The organism is Aeromonas sp. 600724 (assembly GCF_049175135.1).
Lineage (GTDB): Bacteria > Pseudomonadota > Gammaproteobacteria > Enterobacterales > Aeromonadaceae > Aeromonas > Aeromonas veronii_A.
The window spans coordinates 44,661-65,966 of sequence record NZ_JAAKUM010000014.1; the positions used below are offsets into that span (position 1 = coordinate 44,661).

The window sequence follows — 21,306 nt, forward strand, 5'->3', positions numbered from 1 at the left end:
GTAGTCTAATGAGCGGTTTCGTTTATTTCAACGCTGACTGAATGGTTAATTATCTTTATTTTCAGCATGTTGGATGTGTTTTTTGGCCGGCGTTTGCCGTATTTGGTGTTGCTGGCGCAGCAGAACCGATAGGGATGGGGCGAGCACCCCATCAGCACAGGCCATACCAGCCTGAGCTCACCGTAATGAGTCGCTTCACCGGGTTAACAGGGGATGCCGGGCCGCAGGTTTTGCCTGCAACCCTCGCAGGGGGGATGTCAGACGGATGGGTGAGCGGCGGGGCCGATCATTGCCAGCGCCCGCATTTCCAGCCGCTGCTCGCCGGGGCGGCAGACCAGCACCGAGCCTTGCTCGAACCAGTCTCCCAGCACGATGCGGCGGGCATGCTGGCCGTCCAGGGTGAAGTCGTGGATGGCGGGTCTGTGGGTGTGGCCGTGGATCATCATCCGGCAGTCGTGGGCGCGCAGGGTGTCGTCCACCGCCGCGGGCGTCACATCCATGATGATCTGGCTCTTGTGGGCATTCTCCATCTGGCTTTGGCCGCGCATCTTGCAGGCGATGGCCTGACGGCGGGCAAGCGGCAGTCGCAAAAAGAGCCAGCGCAGCCACTTGAGCTGGGTGATACGACGAAACTTCTGATACCCCAGATCCAGGGTGCAGAGCAGATCGCCGTGGCTCAGCACCACCCGCTCCCCATAGAGGTCGATCACGCAGGGATCCCCCAGCAGGGTCATCCCCGCGCGCTTGGCAAACTGCTGGCCCAGCAGAAAGTCACGGTTGCCGTGGATAAAGTAGATGGGCACGTTCTGCTGGCTCAGGGCCAAAAAGGCATCGGCCATCTGTTGATGGAGCGGATTGGGGTCATCATCGCCAATCCAGAATTCGAAGAGATCCCCCAGCACATAGAGGGCATCGGCGCCGGGGGCGTCGTGCTCGAGAAAGCGCACCAGTGCCGCGGTCATATCGGGCCGCTGGGCAGAGAGGTGAATGTCACTGATAAAGAGGGTGCTCATGATGTGGGGATCGGGCTCTCGGTCGAAACAGGGCAAACAGGGCAAACAGGGGTGGCAGAGATAGTAGACACAACAGGGGACGGATCGTGTGCTGCGGGCGCCATCGCGCCAGTTAAGGTATGGATATCGTCACGGGATGGCGGCTGCCATGACAGCTCGGCCAGATTGCATCCCTCCAGCGTCAGCAGCGCTTCATAAGGATCGCCCGCCAGACCCAGCAACTGGCACATGGCCGCTTCCCCTTTCACTCCCTCTTCAAGGCGCAGGCGCAATACCTCCTGATAGAAAGCATCGCCAAAGCGTTGTAGCAAAGCTGCCATCAGGGTGAGGTGGCGCCAGCCATTCAGCGTCTCGATGGGGGCGGCGGTGACGTAGAGCTCCAGCGGCCAGCTGGCCTCGCTCTTGTCAGAACCGCTATTAGCAAAGTGCTGGTCGAGGCAGGAAAAGGTGCGCTCCAGCAGCCAGACATTGTCGCCCTTGTGGCTCGCCTGCCAGCCTTGCTCTGCAAAAGTAGCGGCAAACGCCGCCGGATCAGCATGCTGGCAGAGAATATCAAGATCGCTGCCCGGCCGATCCAGGCCGATGGCGAGCGTGCTCACCAGTGCCATATCGGCGCACTGCGCGGCCAGCTCATCCCACACACCGGCGGTGAGCAGGGCATGGGCCGAGCGCTGGCGCGGGTTTCCGTGGGCCAGATAGTCGAGGCGGCGCCAGTTTGGGCTGGCAGTGGGGGAGGCAGATGGAAAAACTGCGGCCGGGGCCGCAGTTTTGTCAGTGCCGAGTCGGCAGAGATCAGTCAGCAAGGGTCACCTTGGTGATCACCACGTCTTCGGTCGGCACGTCCTGATGGATACGGCCGTAGTTGCCGGTCTTGACGCCCTTGATCTTGTTGACCACGTCCATGCCGGCGGTCACTTCACCGAATACGCAGTAGCCGAAGCCCTGGGTGGTGGCGGATTTGAAGTCGAGGAAGTCGTTGTTGTTCACGTTGATGAAGAACTGGGCGCTGGCAGAGTGCGGCTCCATGGTGCGGGCCATGGCGATGGTGCCGATCTTGTTGGAGAGACCGTTGGCCGCTTCGTTCTTGATGGGAGCGCGGGTGTCTTTCTCTTCAAAGCCCGGGGCATAGCCGCCGCCCTGGATCATGAAGCCGTCGATGACGCGGTGGAAGATGGTGTTGTCGTAGTGACCGTCACGGCAGTATTGCAGGAAGTTGGCCACGGTTTCCGGGGCTTTTTCAGCATTCAGGGTGAGGGTGATGTCGCCGTGATTGGTGTGCAGAGTGACCATGATATGTCCTTTCATTTGATGCGGACGACGAAGTGCCCGCAGGTGTATGGCATAAAGTGGTGGCAATTCTAGCCCATCAGGGGCTGGCGGCATAGTCTCTCAGGCGCCGTAACCGTGCTGGCAGGCGGGATTGGCCACGTTTTCTGCCTCGTTTTCTGCCCCTGAACGGGGTATTATGACCAACCATTTTACTCACAGGCAGTGGTTAGAAGATGCTGAAGATATACAACACACTCACTCGTCAAAAAGAAGAATTCAAACCTATCCACCCGGGCAAGGTGGGCATGTATGTGTGTGGTGTCACCATCTACGATCACTGTCATATCGGCCACGGCCGCACCTTCGTCGCCTTTGATGTGGTCGCTCGCTACCTGCGTTACGCCGGTTATGACCTCACCTACGTGCGCAACATCACCGACGTGGATGACAAGATCATCAAGCGTGCCGCTGAAACCCGCGTCACCTGCGACGAGCTGACCGAGCGTCTGATTGGCGACATGCACGCCGACTTCGACGCCCTCGGCATGGTGCGCCCGGATATCGAACCGCGTGCCACCCAGCACATCGAAGAGATCATCGAGCTGGTGCAATCCCTGCTGGATAAAGAGCACGCCTACGTGGCGGATAACGGCGATGTGATGTTTATCGTCGAATCCTACGCCGACTACGGCAAGCTCTCCGGTCAGGATCTGGAGCAACTGCAAGCCGGTGCCCGCGTTGACGTGGTCGATGCCAAGCGCAACCCGCTCGACTTCGTGCTGTGGAAGATGTCCAAGCCCGGCGAGCCGACCTGGGAAAGCCCCTGGGGCCCGGGCCGTCCTGGCTGGCACATCGAGTGCTCCGCCATGAACTCCAAGCACCTTGGCAACCACTTCGACATCCACGGCGGCGGCTCCGATCTGCAGTTCCCGCACCATGAGAACGAGATCGCCCAGTCCTGCTGCGCCCACGGTGGCGACTACGTCAACACCTGGATGCACAGCGGCATGGTGATGGTGGATAAAGAGAAGATGTCCAAATCTCTTGGCAACTTCTTCACCATCCGTGACGTGCTGGCCCACTACGACGCCGAAACCGTCCGTTACTTCCTGATGTCTGGCCACTACCGCAGCCAGCTCAACTACTCGGAAGATAACCTCAAGCAAGCCCGCGCCGCGCTGGAGCGCATGTACACCGCCCTGCGCGATCTGCCGGTAGCTGCCGCTGCCGGTGGCGACGAGCAGGTAGCGCGCTTCAAGGAAGCGATGGACGACGACTTCAACACCCCGGAAGCCTACTCCGCCCTGTTCGATCTGGTGCGCGAGATCAACCGCCAGAAGGGTGAAGATATGGCCGTAGCCGCCGCGCTGGGCGCCCGTCTGCGCGAACTGGGCGCCGTGCTCGGCATCCTGCAGCAAGACCCCGAAGCTTTCTTGAAGGGTGATGAAGCGGATGAAGAAGTTGCCGAAATCGATCGCCTGATCGCCGAGCGCAATCAGGCCCGTGCCGACAAGAACTGGGCCGCGGCGGATGCCGCCCGCAACCGTCTCACCGAGATGGGTATCGTGCTGGAAGACAGCGCCGGTAAGACCAGCTGGCGCCGTGCCTAAGGCCTGCCGGTTGACGACCTGACGCAGAGCGCAGCCTTTGGGCTGCGCTCTTTTTTTCAGGGCCCGGCGCTTGGTTCAAGGCGCGGCCCATGCAAGCGAACATAAGGAAGATGGCACCATGAAGATATCCAGCTGGCCCGTGCTGGCACTGGCCCTCTCTGCAGCGGCCCTGATCGTCCCGGCCCATGCGGGCACCACCACCAGCGGTAAACTCGATCCGACCGCCAGTGCCCGTGCCAAGGCCAAGGTGGCCCAGTTTCTCGACTGGGAGCGCCAAATCAAACCGAGCGGCCTCTATCAGAGCGATCTTGGCGGCGCGCTGCCCACTATCGTCTCCCCCGAGCTGCTCTGCCTGCTCAATGCCGCCTCCAGGGCGCGCGAAATAGCCACTCGCGAGGCCCCCGACGAGAAGCCCCCCTTTGTCGAGGGCAACCCCTTCCTACCCAACGCCTGGGATAACCTGCTGGGCTCGGAGATCCTCTCGTCTCACGCCATCGCTGGCAGCCGGGATCGCAGCGAGGTCAAGGTGCGCTTCACCTTTGGCGAGCCGGGCACCCCGCTTGACGCCCCCAGCGGCACCTACCGTTTTGTCAGCACCTATCTGGTACAGGACGGGCCGCAAGGCGCCCGCATCACCGATATCGACGCCGGCGGCAGCTGCGACTTCTGCCAATCCGGCAGCCTGCGCGCCGCCCTCTATGAGACGCTCACCGCCTATCCCGCCGCAGGGGGAGAGCAGTGCAAGGGGTTGGGGAAATAGTTTTTTAGTTGGGATAGAAGTGTGTTTGGGGAATAGAAATAAAAACCGCAGCTCAAGGCTGCGGTTTTTCATCTTCAAAATAACGTAAGATCATATTGACGTCAAAAATCCAAAATAATATGAATGACAGTTCACTTCTTTAGTGTAGTTTTTCTCAGCAGTCTTCTGAGCATGATCTTTATTTCTTTCAATTCATTTCCTAACAAGTCTATTTTTTGATCTAATGATAGAGTGAGCGTATCATCTGATGTATCTGGAAGATAGGTACCCGCGTCAAGATCAAACCATTGTGAGCTTGCAAGATATATGTCTTTTATTTTTCTCTTTGACAGTTCTCCACCTTCAATTAATTTGTTTTTTAGTCCAGCCTTACTATCATCTGAACCGTGATTAATGAATATTGTTACAGGGTTGCAATTGGATTGTTCAGTGTTTTGAGTGTTCAAAACGAAATCAACTAGACCAGACTGATCAGCATGGGCAGAGTAATAACTGGAGAAGTCAAAAATAGATGCTTTACTATTTTTCATTCTTTGAGTTAGCGTGGAGCTACCATTGGCTTCTTTGGCCTGATAACCAGTAATTATAATCGCATTGTTGGAATTATCAGATAATAAATCAAGATAATCGACAACAGGCCCTGCATTGCACATTCCTGAGCTTGCAATAATTATTTTGTGTCTTTTTCGGATAACATCTTCTGGTGTCTTGATTGAGGATTTTTGATTGGTACCAATCTTTCTTAAAATTTGACGTTCGGACACATTATTATCTTTTTCAAAAAGGTCTTTTAATTTTGAATAGTCATCAAACCCCAGTGTTTGCAATAATGACTCATTTATGTACATGCCTTTTCCAGTCGATGTTTTATCAAATAGTCTATCGCTATAAATAGTTGATATTTTATTACCAAGAGGCGAGTGGACACACCATGGAAATCTCTTTGGCTTGTTATTTTCATCATAAGTTGGTGGCATGTTTTTTTCAATTGCAGCCCAGATGTCACATATTAACTCCTGAGTTCTATGCAATGAAAATGCAGGAACTAACAGTGTGCCGTCATTATTTATACAAACGTTGTTAATAACTTTCCACAGTTCAGCGATACGGTTATCTTTTGATTTAACTGTTGGTTCTCTGTTTCTAGAACCATATGTTGACTCTATGACCATATAGTCAGTTTGCGGAAAAGGGTAATGTTCAGATTTGAGTAACGGTAAATATTCAGCACCATCTACATTAACACCGATATCGCCACTAAACAAAATAGTTTTCCATTTGCTGTCAGGACTATTTGGGGTTTTCCAAGATAATGAAATGTGAGCAGCTCCAAGAATATGGCTACTTCGTAAATATGTAAACTTTAGTCCATCTGATAGAGATATTGTTTGCCCCCATTTAAATGGTTGTTCATCAATCAAAAACCATGATATTTCTTTTAAAAGACATTGGTCCATTCCGCTTATTTTTAATGAGTCCAACAACATTACCTCTACAATTTCTTTAGTAGCTTTAGTGGCATAGACTTTTCCAGTGAAACCATACTCAATTAATGTAGGAATTAAACCGCAATGATCTAGGTGGGCATGGGTAAGTAAAATAAAGCTAATTTGCTCTGCATCGAATGGAAAATCCTCAAACTTTTCTACTCTTTGCGGCTCATCACCACCTTGATAAGCACCACAATCGACAAGAAATTGAATGTCCGAGTCAGTGTGATGTAACCAAGAACAAGAGCCACTGACGCCATTAACAGCGCCAACAAAGTTCACTTTTAGCATAAAACCTCCTTGTTTTTTCAATAAAAAATTTAATTGATTCTGATGCCTTTTAGGTGGCTAGTTAGTTTTCATATTGCTGTGCTAAAGAAAAATATTTTTGGATTTCGTAGAATCAAGCATTAGATCATCGTTTAGAAGGCCGTAGGTTCGATTGACGAAGCATAATCAGAGGTTCGAGAAATAAGTCGTTATTACGGTGAAATACTTACTATCGGGCCTTCAATATAAAACCGCTTCCCGAAAGGGATGGGTGCCGCTTGCCGTTATACTCACCATGATTTTTCACCTATGCAACCATGGCGATGACACCTGTTGCATAGGAGTGACAATCTGCTCTCGCCATAGGGTGGTCGAGGGGCTGGCTGCGAGCTAACAACCCGCCCAATCTGTGCCCCGAATAGGCAGGGGACGGTTACCTTGGTGCAATGCGCTGCGCTTGGTGCACCCTACGCCTGTTAACCGGCCTCGGCGTTGCGGGTTGGGTGTTGCCCCTTGTTGTTCGCCGGGGTGATCCCGTTTGTCCCATACCGTAGGGTGCAATGAACGAAGTGAATTGCACCTCTATTCGACGCGGGTTTGCTTGCGGCAACAGGCTTGGCGGATTGCGCCATGGGCTTCACCTGTAAGGGGAGCGGTTACCGCGGACGATTACGCTTCGCTAATCGACCCTACCGACCCTGCTGGCGAAGTTATGCCAACGGGGTTGGCGACCCCTCACCCTAACCCTCTCCCGCAGGAGGAGAGGGGACGGTTGCCTTGGCGCAGGGGCGGGAGACCGGCTGGTCTCCGTGAAAGACGCTACCGCCCCTGACTGTCGCTGCCACATTGCGCCGTTGACCTTGGTTTGGGAAAAGGGGCCAACAGGCGCCGCCAAATATCTTACGGATTCATTGAGCGCTTAACTATGGCGGCCATCACGCAACTATCAGAAACCAGAGGTTTTTTTGCGCTGGCACAAGCTTTTGTTAATCACTGATTGATTAATTGCGGGGTAAACCTTGTGTGGATGGTCGCCTTGGGTAATCCGTCGCTATCACCTTGATTCAAAACGGCGATCACAGACTTTTTGCGCCGTATGTCTAGACTGGGTTGGCCGCGGTCGCTGACCGCCGCCTCTGGATCAGCAGACAGGGTATAACTGAGCTGGCTCACCCCTATGTGTCACTGATGGAGGAGTCGGCCATGTCCGCTACCCGTATCTGGATTAAAAACCCCCTTGCCACCTTTACCCCCGAAACGGTCGATGGCCGCGGCGGGCTGGTGATTGAAAACGGTCTGATAAGCGAGGTGCTGGCGGCAGGCCAACAGCCTGCCCGACCGTGCGAACAGCTGTTCGATGCTCGCGACCATGTGGTGCTGCCGGGCCTTATCAATACCCACCACCACTTCTACCAGACCCTGACCCGCGCCTGGGGGCCGGTGGTCAATCAGCCGCTCTTCCCTTGGCTCAAGACTCTCTATCCGGTCTGGGCCAGATTGACGCCGGATGCGCTGGCGCTGGCGAGCAAGGTGGCGATGGCGGAGCTGCTGCTCTCGGGTTGCACCACGGCGGCCGATCACCACTACCTCTTCCCGCGCGGGATGGAGGAGTCCATCGATATTCAGGTGGCGGCGGTGCGTGAGCTGGGGATGCGCGCCATGCTGACCCGTGGCTCCATGAGCCTTGGCGAAGATGAGGGGGGCTTGCCGCCGCGCCACACGGTGCAGGGGCAGCAGCAGATCCTCGATGACAGTCTGCGGCTGGTGCGCCAGTATCACGAGCGCGGCGCCGGGGCGCAGATCCAGATTGCGCTGGCCCCTTGCTCCCCCTTCTCGGTGACCGAGGAGATCATGGTGGAAAGCGCCAGACTCGCGGCCGAGCTCGATGTGCGGCTGCACACCCATCTGGCGGAGACGCTGGATGAGGAGGCGTTCTGCCTTGCACGCTTTGGCCTGCGCACCGTCGATTATCTCGAAAAGGTGGGCTGGCTTGGCGATCGCACCTGGCTGGCCCACGGCATCCACTTCAATCCGGACGAGATTGCACGGCTGGGGGCGGCGGGCACCGGGGTGTGCCACTGTCCGGTCTCCAATATGCGGCTCGCCTCCGGCATCTGCCCGACCCTGGATCTGGAGGCGGCCGGTGCGCCGGTGGGGCTAGGGGTGGATGGCTCGGCCTCTAACGATGCCTCGAACCTGATGCAGGAGGCCCGTCAGGCGCTCTATCTGCAGCGGCTGCGCTACGGCGCCGAGCGCATCACTCCGCGCAAGGTGCTGGAGTGGGCGACCGTAGGTTCGGCCCGGCTGCTCGGGCGCGGCGATCTCGGTGAGCTGCTGCCCGGCAAGCAGGCAGATCTGGCGCTGTTCAAGCTCGACGACCTGCGCTTTAGCGGCAGTCACGACCCCATCGCGGCCCTGATCTTGTGCGGCGCCGAGCGGGCCGATCGGGTGATGGTGGGTGGCAAGTGGCGGGTGGTGGATGGTGCCATCGAGGGGCTGGATATCGAGCAGCTTATTGCCCGTCACAAGGTGGCCGCCGCCGCGCTGGTGCATGGCTAGCCGACTCTGGTGCCACTCCCTGGCTGTATGGAGTTGGTATTACCTGACAGTTGTCCACAAAAGGGAGTGGTCATATGGCTTCAAACCGGATAACAAAACAGAGCCCCCTACTGTGTTATCTGGAGTCACCGTAGACCTGCAACGAGAAAAACTCAGCCTGCCAGAGCTCGCCAAAGAGCTCAATGACGAGTAACTTCGCCTGTTCGAGCGTCTCAGCCCAGAGTTTCGAGAACGTCAGATTGAGGTCCACTACACCGGAGAACTGGTGGCTGTCGGCACCTTCTTCGTCGGCGCGATCCAAGGGGTTGGCAGGTGTATCTGCAAACCGTGCTGGACTGCTACAGCCGCCACGCCTGGGGACGGCTCTACACCAGCAAGCTGCCGGTGACCTCGGTCTATGTGCTCAATGAAACGGTACAGTCGTTTTTCGAGGCCCACGAGGCACGGGTCTATACCATCCTGTCGGATAACGGGCGCGAGTTCTGTGGGCGCCCAGACCATCATCCCTACGAGCTGTTCCTGCAACTGGAGGGGATTGAGCACCGGACAACCAAGGTACGCAGGCCGCAGAGCAACGGCTTTATCGAACGGCTGCATCGCACACTGCTGGATGAACACTTCCGTATCAAGGGGAGGACGACCTGGTATGAGTCGGTAGAGCAGATGCAGACAGACCTGGGTAGCTACCTGGCGCACTACAACACCCAGCGGCCGCATCAGGGCAGGATGATGGAGGGACTGACGCCCTACAGCATGTTCAAGAAGGGTCTGAAATTGATACCGAAGGAAGTGCGCTCTAAAGTAGCGTAAACAAGACACCGGCTTGAGGCCGGTGTCAGGTGATAACTAGATCTGTACAGCAGCTTAATAGACTTAATTTAAATGACTAACGGCCACTTCATTATTAACTCTACAGTCATTTTTTTTGATAATAAAGTAGCCAGCCAATTTTTTACCAACTCGTTGGGATGGCTTTTCCACTAGCTTATGTAAAACCCAAGATAAAAATATGCACCCACCAGTCACAATCAACAGTGAAACCCAAGCTTTCATGCCAAGATCGAGTAAGATTCTAAGCGCTACATAGCCAGCGACACCATGTATCACATAAAGTGGGTAGCTTATATCTGCCAGGAAATCGAAGAACTTGTTTGACCTGAAAAAATCCTGATACGTAAATGCAAAAATGAAGGTCAGCAATGCAAATGCATAGCTCCATGCTACCGTTATTCCGGCAGCTGCGGGGCCAATATACCATTGCAAACAGAAAAGGCAAAAAATCACTCCAATTAAAAGATATGCTTTGTCTCTTTCAATACGACCACGTTGGACATAGTGAAACACCACCCCAATGAACATATATATAATATATTGCGACACTGTCATAAAGGTCATTGCCAATTGCCACAACCTTGCATCCGTATTACCCCAACCGGGAATATACTTATTAATAACAATCGATGCTATGAAGATAAATGTCGGGGCTAAAAAAACCATGGTTGATTGCTTTCGAAATAGCACAATCAATAACGCACAGACAAAATAAAACTTCATTTCTATCTCTAGCGTCCACACTATTCCATCAATACCTCTTGACCATAAGACATCTCTAATACCAGGTATGTAATGAATCAATACCTCTTGAGTAGTGAATGGCCACTCCCTTGAAAAATAATGCGAGCTAATTAAAATGGCAACCAACGTAATACTAAAACCTACAATATATGTTGGCACAATTCGCAGCATTCGATTGATAGTAAAACCAAACCAACTTGTTTTTTGCAAAGAAAATGGAATTACGAAGCCACTAATGATAAAAAATAATGCTACACCATATGCCCCCCAATTAAATAATGAAAATGCGTTTAATAATGAAACATAAATAGGAATTGCATGCGTTTCAAAGGGAAGCATTGGCGCATTTGTTAACACCTCTACAGCTGCACGGCTTGACCAAAAAACGCCATAGTAATGTGAAATAACTACAGCTAATGCAGCAAAGCCTCTTAGAGTGTTTGCGAAATCAATCCTATTGCTTTTCTGGTTTTGCATATGGTTGACGTAGATAGTGAAAGATTGACAAATTGTAACATGAACTCAAGCACAGTCTGTAGTGGTCAACTAAATCCGGACTCTTGATTAGGCGGATCCTCGGCTTTTGCTGGCGTGACCCCGTAATTGTGTTGATGTGGATGCCGCCAGTTGTAGTAATCGGCGTTGTTGCCCAAATCCCCCAGCAAGTCATGACTTCCCCAGCCCCTGGTGACCGCAACACTCGGGGTTTTCTGACAGGTAGACCCAGGGTATTGAGTTTGTTTATGGCGCTTACATACGCCATGACTTCTCCCACTTGGCCGTTTAGTTACGCAGACTGATTTTCCCCGCCAACAACTGCTTGAACCGATACATCACCGTCTCGGCCAGCGAGCGACGGTGATACCCCGATATCTTCTTCCAGTCCGCTAGCCCTTCCTTGCGCATCACAACACAGCATCATTTCTCGGGTGTCCCTTTTCCATAACGCCGTGCTTTCGCTAGTCAGGATACAGGCTGTCGCCCCCTGTGCGCTAGATAAGCTGATGGCTGGCTTTACTGTCGTCGGCGCCATCCGCATAAACATGTCCCAGCGAGACTTCCGCCGCCACGATATCGTGGCTCACCGGATCTACCGCCAGATGCAACTTGCGCCACACTCGCCGTTTTTCGGCGCAGTGTTTGCTGACCTTTCACTCACCTTCACCAAACACCTTCAGCCCGGTTGAGTCGATAACCAAGTCGGTAACGCGTCCCCTTGGGGGGAGCGATAAGCCACTTTCACCATACGGGCTCGCTTGCAGACACAGCTATAGTCCGGTGCGCACAACGCCAGATTCCTCAACTCGAGCAGGGAGTCGAGTAGTCCCCGAGTGGCCCGCGGGGTGAAGTTGAAAATTCCCTTGAGCATCAGGAAGGTACAGATGGTCTGGTTGGTGTAGAACTGGCTGCGGCCTTGCCGTCCGTGATAGTCGTGGTGAAACCAGTTGCTCATGGCCTCGGCATCAACCCAGAAAGTGGGTGAACCACGGTGAATCAAAGACTTGTTGTATTTAGGCCAGTTGGTGATGGGGTGCAGCGAAATGCCCATGATGCAAACTTGAAGAGGATGGTGATGAGCAGATCACCGAGTCCTCAGCTAGTTCCATTCAAGCTGCATCGATTTGGGCAACAACGCCTAGCAATCCATCAGGTAATAGCTGATATCCAGCTTCGCTTCCCGCAGGTTCAGGTATCCCGTTGCTGGGAGCCACTGTGACTTCAAGCTTCTGAACAGCAACTCCATCGGGACGTTATCCCAGCAGTTACCACCATGATTCATGCTCCAGGCCATGCGATAGCGCCACTGTCGTTGCCGAAATGCCCGACTGCCCTATTGGCTGCCCTGGTCGGAGTGAAACAGCACACCCTGATTGACAAGCCCGCTGCTGATAGGGCATCTCCAGAGCTTTGATGGCCAGATCTACATCAGGCTTACCAGAGATCGTCCAGCCCACAACTCGCTGGGTATGCAGGTCGAGCATCACAACCAGATAATGCCAACTAGCCCCTGCCCAAACCTAGGTGATATAGCCACACCTGATTGAGTTGCTGGACATCAAATTTGCGGGCCAGCAGATCGGGAATATCCGGTCGTGCAGACCGGGCACCTTATAACGGTGTGCGCCCGGCTGTTTGGATGCCAACCCGGATTCCTTCATCAGGTTACGGACTTTGAATCGGCCAATCTGATACCCCAGCGTTCGCATCATCGACATCAAGGCGCGACTGCCTGCGGAATCCCGGCTCTCTTTGAACAAACGGCGCAACTAACGGCACTGTTGCATGCACTCACGGTTAATTACTCTCCTACGAACCAGATAATCATAAAAACAGAACGAGGGAGCATCGCAAGCGCAGCAGACCAAAGTGATGAGGGCTTTCCTCCAAGTCCTGTCAGGGATATCTAACGGGCTAAATGATCTGAGAGTAGTAACCAAAGCGAAAACAGGGACCGTAGAGCAGGACGGAGCCTCTCAGACCACCAGTCAGAGAACATTAGGCACCACGCAGCGCTTTCATGGCCATGAATACCCGGTTGGAGAATGGAATAACTTACCAAGCAAGGAGTGGTGGAAGTAATCGGCCATACCCTGCCCCACGCGGTAAATTCCTCGGCTATATACAGACCCGATAAAAGCCTGCCTTCAGCAGGCTTTGTTGTTATGAAGCTGTGGACTCAGCACAATCGCTGTCGCCACTTTGGCGCCATTTAGGAAAAAGAAAAAGGCCACTATTTCTAGTGGCCTTTCGTAACTCTTTGATTTTAATGGTGCCCGAGGCCGGAATCGAACCGGCACGACGCGAACGTCGAGGGATTTTAAATCCCTTGTGTCTACCGATTTCACCACTCGGGCACCGCAATCGGTATCAAGCTCGCGTGGCGGGCTTGTCAATATGGAGGCACGTTCCGGAGTCGAACCGGACTAAACGGATTTGCAATCCGCTGCATAACCGCTTTGCTAACGCGCCATGCAAAAGAGAGTTGGCTCTCTATTGTCTAAATTTGGAGCGGGAAACGAGACTCGAACTCGCGACCCCGACCTTGGCAAGGTCGTGCTCTACCAACTGAGCTATTCCCGCATTGGTTTGGCTGACTGCCTGACTACGAGGACGCATTCTAGCGATGTTCCTCGCCCAGTCAACCAGAAATATTTAATTACCTGATCGTTCGGGCGTTTTTTGCCCTTTTTGAACAGTTTTAGCGCCTTTGGCCGTTTCCTGCCTCAAATCAGCGGAAACCTCACCTTGCGGCGCAGGTGACTCACAGGTTGGCGTGGTGGGTCAAATCTCCCCAGGCGGCCTTCATGTACTGGAACATCGACCAGAAGGTGAGCACGGTGGCGACATAGAGCATCACATAGGCGAGCCACACCATCCAGACGTTGTATTGCCAAATCAGACCGGTCAGCGACACCATCTGGATCATGGTCTTCCACTTGCCAATCCAGCTGACCGCAACCGAGGAGCGTTTGCCGAGCTCGGCCATCCATTCGCGCAGGGCGGAGATGATGATCTCGCGGCCAATCATGGTCATGGCGGGGATGGTCACCCAGATGGTGTTGTAGTGTTCGACGATAACCACCAGTGCGGCGGCAACCATGATCTTGTCGGCAACCGGGTCAAGGAAAGCGCCAAAGGCAGTGGACTGATTGAGCTTGCGAGCCAGATAGCCATCAAACCAGTCGGTGGCAGCGGCCAGAATAAAGATGATGGCGGCAGCCAGATAGGACCATTGATAAGGCAGATAGAACAGGATGACGAAGACGGGAATGAGCAAAATCCGGAAAAACGTCAACAGGTTAGGTATGTTTGTCATTATTTTCAGCCACTTCTTGTACGTCGCTACATAGTGCGCCAAAGCCGATTTGCGATGCAACCGCACTGGCGCCCGTCTTGGTCTTTTTAATCCATCAATCTTCTCAAAATGCGAGGGCCATTATGGCATTTACGGCCCCCCCGCGTCACGGCTCTTGTGCATCAAGGAGTTAGCGATTATGCCATGCCGCTAACCCTGCTCAGGCGCTGTGCAAGCCATCGTGGATGGTCTGGGCCAGCTCCTGACTGATGCCGGGTACCTTGGCCAGTTCATCCACGCTCGCCTTTTTGACCTCCTGCAGGCCGCCCAGATACTTGAGCAGTGCCTGCCGCCGCTTTGGCCCCACCCCCGGAATATCCTCCAGACTGCTGCTGGTGCGGGCCTTGGCCCGTCTGGCCCGGTGGCCGGTAATGGCAAAACGGTGGGATTCATCGCGAATATGCTGAATAAGGTGCAAAGCGGGCATATCTGCCGGCAAATGCAGCTCTTCGTGGCTCTCCCCCATGATAAGCGTTTCCAACCCGGCCTTGCGGGTCACCCCCTTGGCAATTCCCACCAGCAGCGGATATTTGCCGCCGAGGAACTCCAGCTGACGGGCCAGGATCTCTTCGGCGCGGCGCAGCTGGCCGAGGCCACCGTCGATAAACAGCACGTCCGGCACCTTGTCCGGCTCCTGCTGCTTGCCAAAGCGGCGCTCCAGCGCCTGCTCCATCGCCGCGTAGTCATCACCGCCGGTGATACCGTCGATATTGAAACGGCGATATTCCGATGAGAGCGGCCCCTCCCGGTTGAACACCACGCAAGAGGCCACCGTGCGCTCCCCCATGGTGTGGGAGATATCGAAACACTCCATGCGGGCGATGGGGCGCTCCAGCTCCAGCAGCTCTTCCAGCTGATCGTAGCGAGCGGTGATGGTGCTCTTGTGAGCAAGCCGCGATCGCAACGCCGTCTCGGCGTTGATAGAGGCGAGCTTGATAAAGCGGGCCCGTTCGGCGCGGGTACGGCTCACCACCCGCACCTTGTAGCCTGCGGTCTGGCTCAGTGTCTCGGCGATGACGCTCTCATCCTCCAACGCCACATCGAGCAACACCTCACTCGGGATCTGCCGTCCCCCCTGCCCCGACAGATAAAACTGCAGCAGGAAGGATTGCACCACCTCGTCAAGTTGGGTATCGGCCGGCACTTTCGGGAAGTAGCTGCGCGAACCCAGCACCTTGCCCTGACGAATAAAGAGCACGTGGATGCAGGCCGCACCTTGCTGGAAGGCGACCCCCACCACATCCAGCTCGTCCAGCACGTTACCGCTCACCGACTGCTGTTCGGTAACCCGGCGCAGCGCCAGGATCTGATCCCGGTAGCGGGCCGCCTCTTCAAAGCGCAGATCACCGCTGGCGGACTCCATCTTGCCCACCAGCTCGCCTATTACCTGCTGGTTCTTGCCCGCCAGAAACAGCTTGGCCAGCTCCACCTGCTGGGCATATTCGGCCTCGCTCACCAGTCCGGGCACGCAAGGGCCAGCGCAACGCTTGAGCTGATAGAGCAGGCAAGGACGGGTGCGGTTGGCATAGACCGCATCCTCGCACTGGCGTACCGGAAATATTTTCTGCATCAGATGCAAACTCTCGCGCACCGCGCCGCCAGAGGGGTACGGGCCGAAGTACTCCCCCTTCACCTTGCGGGCGCCGCGATGGACGCCGATACGCGGATGCTGGTGCGCGGTGATGATGATCCAGGGGTAGGATTTGTCGTCCCGCAGCAGCACGTTGTAACGAGGTTGGTACTGCTTGATGAGATTGTGCTCGAGGATCAGCGCCTCGGTCTCGGTGTGGGTGACGGTGACCTGAATATCGGCGATCTGGCGCACCAGGGTGCGGGTCTTGATGCTGTCGACGTTGGTGCGAAAGTAGGAAGCGAGCCGCTTTTTCAGATCCTTGGCCTTGCCCACGTAGATCACGGTGCCACCGCTGTCATACATGCGGTAGACGCCACTCTGATGTGTGACGGCGCTCAGAAACGCCTTGCTGTCGAAGAGAGGTTCGGGAGAGAGGGTCATCAGCTACTCGGCTCACACAAAGGCAAAAATTGACGGGCAGAGCATACTGCCCTCGCAGCCCGAAAAGCAAAAGGGCAGAAAAGCAAAAAGGCGGCACGCGCCGCCTTTGTGACCACACGCCACCCGATTAGAGGGTATCGGCATCCAGCATGCCATAGCGAATGGCCAGATGGGTCAGTTCCACGTCACCGTTGATCCCCAGCTTGCTGAACAGACGATAGCGGTAGCTGTTGACCGTCTTCGGGCTCAGGTTGAGCTGCTCGGAGATATCGGTCACCTTCTGCCCCTTGGTAATCATCATCATGATCTGCAGCTCGCGCTCGGAGAGGGACTTGAAGGGATTCTCGTCAGCGGAGGCAAATTGGCTGAGGGCCATCTGCTGGGCAATCTCCGGGGAGATGTAGCGCTGACCTGAGTGCACCAACCGGATCGCCTGGATCATCTCGTCAGGGGCAGCACCCTTGGTCAGGTAACCGGCGGCGCCGGCCTGCATCACCTTGGTGGGGAACGGATTTTCTGAATGAATGGTCAGCACTATGATGCGTACATCGGGGCGGATCCGCAGAATTTTGCGGGTCGCTTCCAGACCACCAATACCCGGCATGTTCATGTCCATCAGGATCACGTCCGGATGGTGTTGGCGACAGAACGTAACTGCGGTCTCGCCGCTCTGTGCCTCACCCACCACCTTGATCCCGCGCACATCTTCAAGAATGCGTCTTATCCCTGTACGCACCAGCTCATGATCATCGACCAGGAATACATTTATCACCCAAACACCCCGTTTTATCTCGTTTTAGCCGCCCGGTTAGGGTTAACAGGGCGTCTTGCATCATAACCAAACTCGTCGCTTTGGCAAACCATGCACGCCAAAAGTTTGAGAAAACCCATGTTTAGCGTTTAAAATCAAATAATTATATAAATTTTCAAAACAAAAAACGGTGCCTTGCGACACCGTTTTTCATGACGTTAGTGCTGTGGCCATCACTTGGCCAAAAAGGCCCGCACCTTCTCCAGATCGGCCTGGGTATCCACCCCGACCGGCGGCGCTTCAAGGGCCTGGGCGACGTGGATCTTCTCCCCGTACCAGAGCACCCGCAGCTGCTCCAGCGCCTCGACCTGCTCCAGCACGCTCGGTGCCCAGTCTACGTAACGCTGGATAAAGCCGGCGCGATAGGCGTAGATACCGATATGACGCTGGTAGTGGTCACCAATCTGCTCGTGACTGTTGGCAAAGCGATCCCGATCCCAGGGAATGCTGGCGCGACTGAAGTAGAGGGCGTAGCCATCCTTGTCAGTCACCACTTTCACTGCGTTCGGGTTGAACGCCTCTTCGGCATCCTTGATCGGCACCGACAAGGTCGCCATCGGCGCCGTGGCGGCGGCCAGATTATCCGCTACCTGACGAATGATGGCGGGCGGAATGAGCGGCTCATCCCCCTGCACATTGACGATGATGGTATCGGCGGCAAAGCCGTAGTGACGGCACACCTCGGCCAGACGCTCGGTGCCGGACTGGTGATCCGGTGAGGTCATGCACACCTCGACGCCGGTGCTCAGCAGTGCTTGCTGCACCCGCTCGTCATCGGTGGCAACGATCACCCGATCGGCACCCGATTGCAGGGCTTTCTCCACCACGTGCTGCACCATGGGCTTGCCATGGATATCGGCCAGCGGCTTGCCCGGCAGACGGGTTGACGCATAGCGGGCCGGAATGACGACGACGAAACTCATGACGGCAGCTCATCGCTGTTGAGCGGACGGGCACGGTTCTCCAGCAGCACCGGGATCCCCTCCTCCAGCGGATAGGCCAGCTTGTCAAAACGGCAGACCAGCTCATGAACTGCTTTGTTGTAGTGCAGCTTACCCTTGCAGACCGGGCAGGCGATGATGTCGAGCAACTTGATGTCCAAAGCCAAAACGATACTCCTTCAACGATGTCGCGCTGGCGGCTTCATCACGCCAGCGATGGATGTCGAGCAACCAGCTATTCCATGCGGGGCATATCAAGCCCCTGCTCCCCCGCCGAGGCGAGAGAGCTTAATCTTGCGCCCTGGTCGCGCCCTTTGCCTTCGCCCCCAGCTTGTGCAACAAGGTATCGAGCAAGGAGGCGGGCAACTCGGCGCTGACCGGCAGATACCACCAGTTCTCGAGGGCAAACGGACGACACTTGACCGCATCCTTCTCGGTCATCAGCAGCGGCTTGCTGGCAAAGCGGCCCACCAGCTCATCCCGATCGAAGGGGTGATGATCGCCGTAGGCGGCCTGCTGCTCCAGCTGGTAGCCGAGCCCTTCCAGGGTGGCAAAGAAGCGGGGCGGATGACCAATCCCCGCCAGCGCATCGACCGGCCCCGACAAGGGGGCAGCCAGCGGGGCATCGTCGCGCACCCGGCGCGGGGTGTCGGCGACCAGTTGCATGGGGTACTCCCCCTTGCCCGGCTCGCCGCCGTTGCAGATGATGGCGTCCACCCGTTTGAGACGAGTGACCGGCTCGCGCAGCGGCCCCATCGGCAGCAGGCAGGCATTGCCGAAACGGCGCGCTCCATCCACCACCACCAGCTCGATGTCGCGGGCCAACGCATAGTGCTGCAGACCATCGTCGGTGATGATGATATCCACTTCACCGCTCTGCTCCAGCAGTCGTACCGCGTCGGCCCGTTTTGGGGCAACCACCACGGGGCAGCCGCAGCGCCGGGCAATCAGCACCGGCTCATCACCTGCTTGCGCCGTGGTGCTGGTTTCATCCAGCCGATAGGGGTAATGGGGCGCCTTGCCGCCATAACCACGGCTCACCACCCCGGGGCAATAGCCGCGGGCTTGCAACTGTTCCACCAGCCAGACCACCACCGGCGTCTTGCCGTTGCCGCCCACCGAGATATTGCCCACCACGATCACCGGCAAGGAGGAGCGATACCCCTTGCGCCAGCCGTGGCGATAGGCGTAGCGGCGGGTGCCGCTGATGATGGCAAACAGCAGGGCAAAAGGGGCCAGCAACCAGCGCCAGCCACTTTTGCGATACCAGAGCCGTTCCAGCATCAGGCCTTGTTTCCTGCATTGCCAAACTGAATGGCACGCAGTTGGGCATAGGTGCCGCGCTGCTCCATCAATGCTTCGTGGTTCCCGCGCTCGACGATATGACCTTCGTCGATCACCAGTATCTCGTCCGCCTTCTCGATGGTAGAGAGACGGTGGGCGATCACCAGCGAGGTACGCGCCTTGCAAAGCTCGTCGATAGCCGCCTGAATGTGGCGCTCGGATTCGGTATCGAGGGCCGAGGTGGCCTCATCCAGCAGCAAAACAGGCGCATCGCGCAGCAGAGCCCGCGCAATGGCAACACGCTGGCGCTGACCACCGGAGAGGGATGCACCGTTTTCGCCAACCACAGTGTCATACCCGTTGCTCATCTTGCTGACGAACTCGTCGGCATGAGCGATACGGGCTGCCTGCACGATCTGGTCGCGGCTGTATTTGTCTTCTGCGGCGTAGGCGATGTTGTTGGCCACCGAGTCATTGAACAGGTGAACATGCTGGGAGACCAGCGCGTACTGCTTGCGCAGCTCGCTCAACTTGTATTCGCGGATGTTGATGCCGTCCAGCAGGATCTCGCCCTGATCGATGTCGTAGAAGCGGGTCAGCAGGCTGGCAATGGTACTCTTGCCAGAGCCGGAACGGCCCACCAGCGCCACCGACTTACCCGCCTCCACCTTGAAGCTGACGTTGTGCAGCGCCGGGGTGTCCTTGGTCGGGTAGGTGAAGGTGACGTTGCGAAACTCGATCTCGCCGCGAGCACGCTCCAGAGTGCGGGTGCCGGTATCCTGCTCCGGCTCGGTGTCGAGCAGACCAAACAGGCTGTGGCAGGCAGTGATGGCGCGCTGGAACTGGTTGTTGACATCGGTCAGGCTTTTTAGCGGTTTGAGCAGCATCATCATGGAGGTGATCATGACGGTAAACGTACCGGCAGTCAGCTCGCTGCGCACACTGTCGATGGTGGCTACATAGAGGAAGGCAGCCAGCGCGATGGAGGCCACCATCTGCACAACAGGACTGCCGATGGCATCAGCGGCGACCATTTTCATGGTCTGCTGGCGCATGTTGTTGCTGACCTGGAAGAAGCGTTTCTCTTCCACCTTCTGGCCACCAAACATCAGCACCTCTTTGTGCCCTTTGAGCATCTGCTCGGTGGAGGTGGTGATATCCCCTACCGCCTGCTGGATGTGACGGCTGATCTGGCGGAAACGGCGGCTGATAAGGCCGATGATGACCCCCACCAGCGGGCCAACCACCAAAAAGATCACTGACAGCTGCCAGGAGTGCCAGAACATCAGGCCGAGCAGGCCGACCACGGTCGCCCCTTCCCGCACCAGGGTCACCAGCGTGGTGCTCGCCGCCGAGGAGACCTGACTGGCGTCATAGGTCACCTTGGAGAGCAGATGACCGGTGTTCTGACGGTCGAAGAAGCTCATCGGCATTGCCACCATGTGATTGAACACCTGCTGTTGCAGACGCATCACAACGTGGTTGCCGACCCAGGCCATGCAGTAGTTGGAGAGAAAGTTGGCGACACCGCGCAGGGCCACGATGCCGAGGACGAAGAAGGGCATCCATTTCAGAACGGTGCTGTCGTTGCCATTGATGCCCTGATCGATCAGCGGCTTGATGGAGTAGACAAAGGTGGTATCCACGGCGGCGTAGCCCAGCATCCCGATGATGCCACCGACCAGGCCCAGCTTGCGATCACGGACATAACCGAGCAGGCGTTTGAATACTGGCCAGCTCTCTTGTGAGGTTTCTTGTTGCATGAATAGCCGTTAGTAATGGAAATGACGGGCTATTCTAGCCAAAGCGCAGGATTACACCAAGCGTCGCCACCGATATAGAATCCATCCGCTG

General features: G+C 55.8%; 15 protein-coding genes, 3 tRNA genes and 3 pseudogenes. 4 read left to right on the forward strand and 17 right to left on the reverse strand.

The annotated features are described in order from the left end of the window. Positions 1 to 257: 257 nt before the first annotated feature. Genes lpxH through G5168_RS13975 form a run of 3 tightly spaced genes read right to left on the reverse strand, consistent with a single transcriptional unit; the run spans position 258 to position 2,303 of the window. On the reverse strand, positions 258 to 1,013 hold the full coding sequence (gene lpxH / locus G5168_RS13965; RefSeq protein WP_421252358.1) for a UDP-2,3-diacylglucosamine diphosphatase: 756 nt from the start codon (positions 1,011 to 1,013) through the stop codon (positions 258 to 260). After that, positions 1,010 to 1,816 carry a DUF4269 domain-containing protein gene (locus G5168_RS13970; RefSeq protein ID WP_421252359.1) on the reverse strand — a complete coding sequence of 269 codons (807 nt, stop codon included), beginning with the start codon at positions 1,814 to 1,816 and terminating at the stop codon, positions 1,010 to 1,012. Before G5168_RS13970 ends, lpxH begins: the two co-directional genes overlap by 4 nt. Further along, a complete protein-coding gene (locus G5168_RS13975; protein ID WP_033115878.1) occupies positions 1,806 to 2,303 on the reverse strand; it encodes a peptidylprolyl isomerase in 498 nt (165 codons plus the stop codon). The genes G5168_RS13970 and G5168_RS13975 overlap by 11 nt, the downstream gene beginning before the upstream one ends. 212 nt (positions 2,304 to 2,515) lie before the next feature. Here G5168_RS13975 and cysS point away from each other — a divergent pair, with 212 nt between their 5' ends. Both cysS and G5168_RS13985 read left to right on the forward strand, forming a co-directional pair. After that, the gene (cysS, locus tag G5168_RS13980; protein WP_421252360.1) at positions 2,516 to 3,892 is read left to right on the forward strand and encodes a cysteine--tRNA ligase; all 1,377 of its coding nucleotides are present in this window, start codon (positions 2,516 to 2,518) and stop codon (positions 3,890 to 3,892) included. 118 nt (positions 3,893 to 4,010) lie between these two features. Next, on the forward strand, positions 4,011 to 4,652 hold the full coding sequence (locus G5168_RS13985; protein ID WP_421252361.1) for a hypothetical protein: 642 nt from the start codon (positions 4,011 to 4,013) through the stop codon (positions 4,650 to 4,652). 131 nt (positions 4,653 to 4,783) lie between these two features. Here the strand turns inward: G5168_RS13985 and G5168_RS13990 are convergent, their stop codons facing one another. Beyond that, a complete protein-coding gene (locus G5168_RS13990; RefSeq protein WP_421252362.1) occupies positions 4,784 to 6,433 on the reverse strand; it encodes an MBL fold metallo-hydrolase in 1,650 nt (549 codons plus the stop codon). Positions 6,434 to 7,615: 1,182 nt separating this feature from the next. On the opposite strand from G5168_RS13990, the gene G5168_RS13995 reads away from it, so the two are divergent. Both G5168_RS13995 and G5168_RS14000 read left to right on the forward strand, forming a co-directional pair. Next, positions 7,616 to 8,971, forward strand: a complete 1,356-nt coding sequence (locus G5168_RS13995; protein ID WP_421171932.1) for an 8-oxoguanine deaminase — start codon at positions 7,616 to 7,618, stop codon at positions 8,969 to 8,971. Positions 8,972 to 9,146: 175 nt separating this feature from the next. Next, a pseudogene (locus G5168_RS14000) lies at positions 9,147 to 9,781 on the forward strand (integrase core domain-containing protein); the annotation flags it as partial. Between the two features lie 63 nt (positions 9,782 to 9,844). Here the strand turns inward: G5168_RS14000 and G5168_RS14005 are convergent. The 13 genes and pseudogenes from G5168_RS14005 to msbA all read right to left on the reverse strand — a co-directional run bounded on the left by G5168_RS14005 (position 9,845) and on the right by msbA (position 21,215). Beyond that, on the reverse strand, positions 9,845 to 11,023 hold the full coding sequence (locus tag G5168_RS14005; protein WP_421252363.1) for an acyltransferase family protein: 1,179 nt from the start codon (positions 11,021 to 11,023) through the stop codon (positions 9,845 to 9,847). A 220-nt stretch (positions 11,024 to 11,243) separates the two neighbouring features. Further along, positions 11,244 to 12,095: pseudogene (locus G5168_RS14010) on the reverse strand (IS5 family transposase); the annotation flags it as partial. Positions 12,096 to 12,188: 93 nt separating this feature from the next. Continuing rightward, positions 12,189 to 12,924: pseudogene (locus G5168_RS14015) on the reverse strand (IS3 family transposase); the annotation flags it as partial. Between the two features lie 390 nt (positions 12,925 to 13,314). Then, positions 13,315 to 13,401: transfer RNA gene (locus tag G5168_RS14020), tRNA-Leu, on the reverse strand. A 41-nt stretch (positions 13,402 to 13,442) separates the two neighbouring features. After that, a tRNA-Cys gene (locus tag G5168_RS14025) sits at positions 13,443 to 13,516 on the reverse strand. A 35-nt stretch (positions 13,517 to 13,551) separates the two neighbouring features. Next, positions 13,552 to 13,627: transfer RNA gene (locus tag G5168_RS14030), tRNA-Gly, on the reverse strand. A gap of 181 nt (positions 13,628 to 13,808) precedes the next feature. Next, positions 13,809 to 14,363: a CDP-diacylglycerol--glycerol-3-phosphate 3-phosphatidyltransferase gene (gene pgsA, locus G5168_RS14035; RefSeq protein ID WP_031227442.1), complete on the reverse strand. Its 555-nt coding sequence runs from the start codon at positions 14,361 to 14,363 to the stop codon at positions 13,809 to 13,811. A 199-nt stretch (positions 14,364 to 14,562) separates the two neighbouring features. Beyond that, the gene (gene uvrC / locus G5168_RS14040; RefSeq protein ID WP_005359709.1) at positions 14,563 to 16,416 is read right to left on the reverse strand and encodes an excinuclease ABC subunit UvrC; all 1,854 of its coding nucleotides are present in this window, start codon (positions 16,414 to 16,416) and stop codon (positions 14,563 to 14,565) included. 127 nt (positions 16,417 to 16,543) lie between these two features. Beyond that, on the reverse strand, positions 16,544 to 17,188 hold the full coding sequence (gene uvrY, locus G5168_RS14045) for a UvrY/SirA/GacA family response regulator transcription factor (RefSeq protein ID WP_005337448.1): 645 nt from the start codon (positions 17,186 to 17,188) through the stop codon (positions 16,544 to 16,546). Between the two features lie 212 nt (positions 17,189 to 17,400). Continuing rightward, positions 17,401 to 18,150: a 3-deoxy-manno-octulosonate cytidylyltransferase gene (kdsB, locus tag G5168_RS14050; RefSeq protein WP_139463907.1), complete on the reverse strand. Its 750-nt coding sequence runs from the start codon at positions 18,148 to 18,150 to the stop codon at positions 17,401 to 17,403. Further along, the gene (locus G5168_RS14055; protein WP_005347033.1) at positions 18,147 to 18,335 is read right to left on the reverse strand and encodes a Trm112 family protein; all 189 of its coding nucleotides are present in this window, start codon (positions 18,333 to 18,335) and stop codon (positions 18,147 to 18,149) included. The genes kdsB and G5168_RS14055 overlap by 4 nt, the downstream gene beginning before the upstream one ends. A gap of 121 nt (positions 18,336 to 18,456) precedes the next feature. Further along, on the reverse strand, positions 18,457 to 19,452 hold the full coding sequence (lpxK, locus tag G5168_RS14060) for a tetraacyldisaccharide 4'-kinase (protein WP_421252364.1): 996 nt from the start codon (positions 19,450 to 19,452) through the stop codon (positions 18,457 to 18,459). Beyond that, complete coding sequence (gene msbA / locus G5168_RS14065) at positions 19,452 to 21,215, reverse strand: lipid A ABC transporter ATP-binding protein/permease MsbA (protein WP_245098208.1); 1,764 nt, start codon at positions 21,213 to 21,215, stop codon at positions 19,452 to 19,454. Before msbA ends, lpxK begins: the two co-directional genes overlap by 1 nt. Positions 21,216 to 21,306 lie beyond the last annotated feature (91 nt).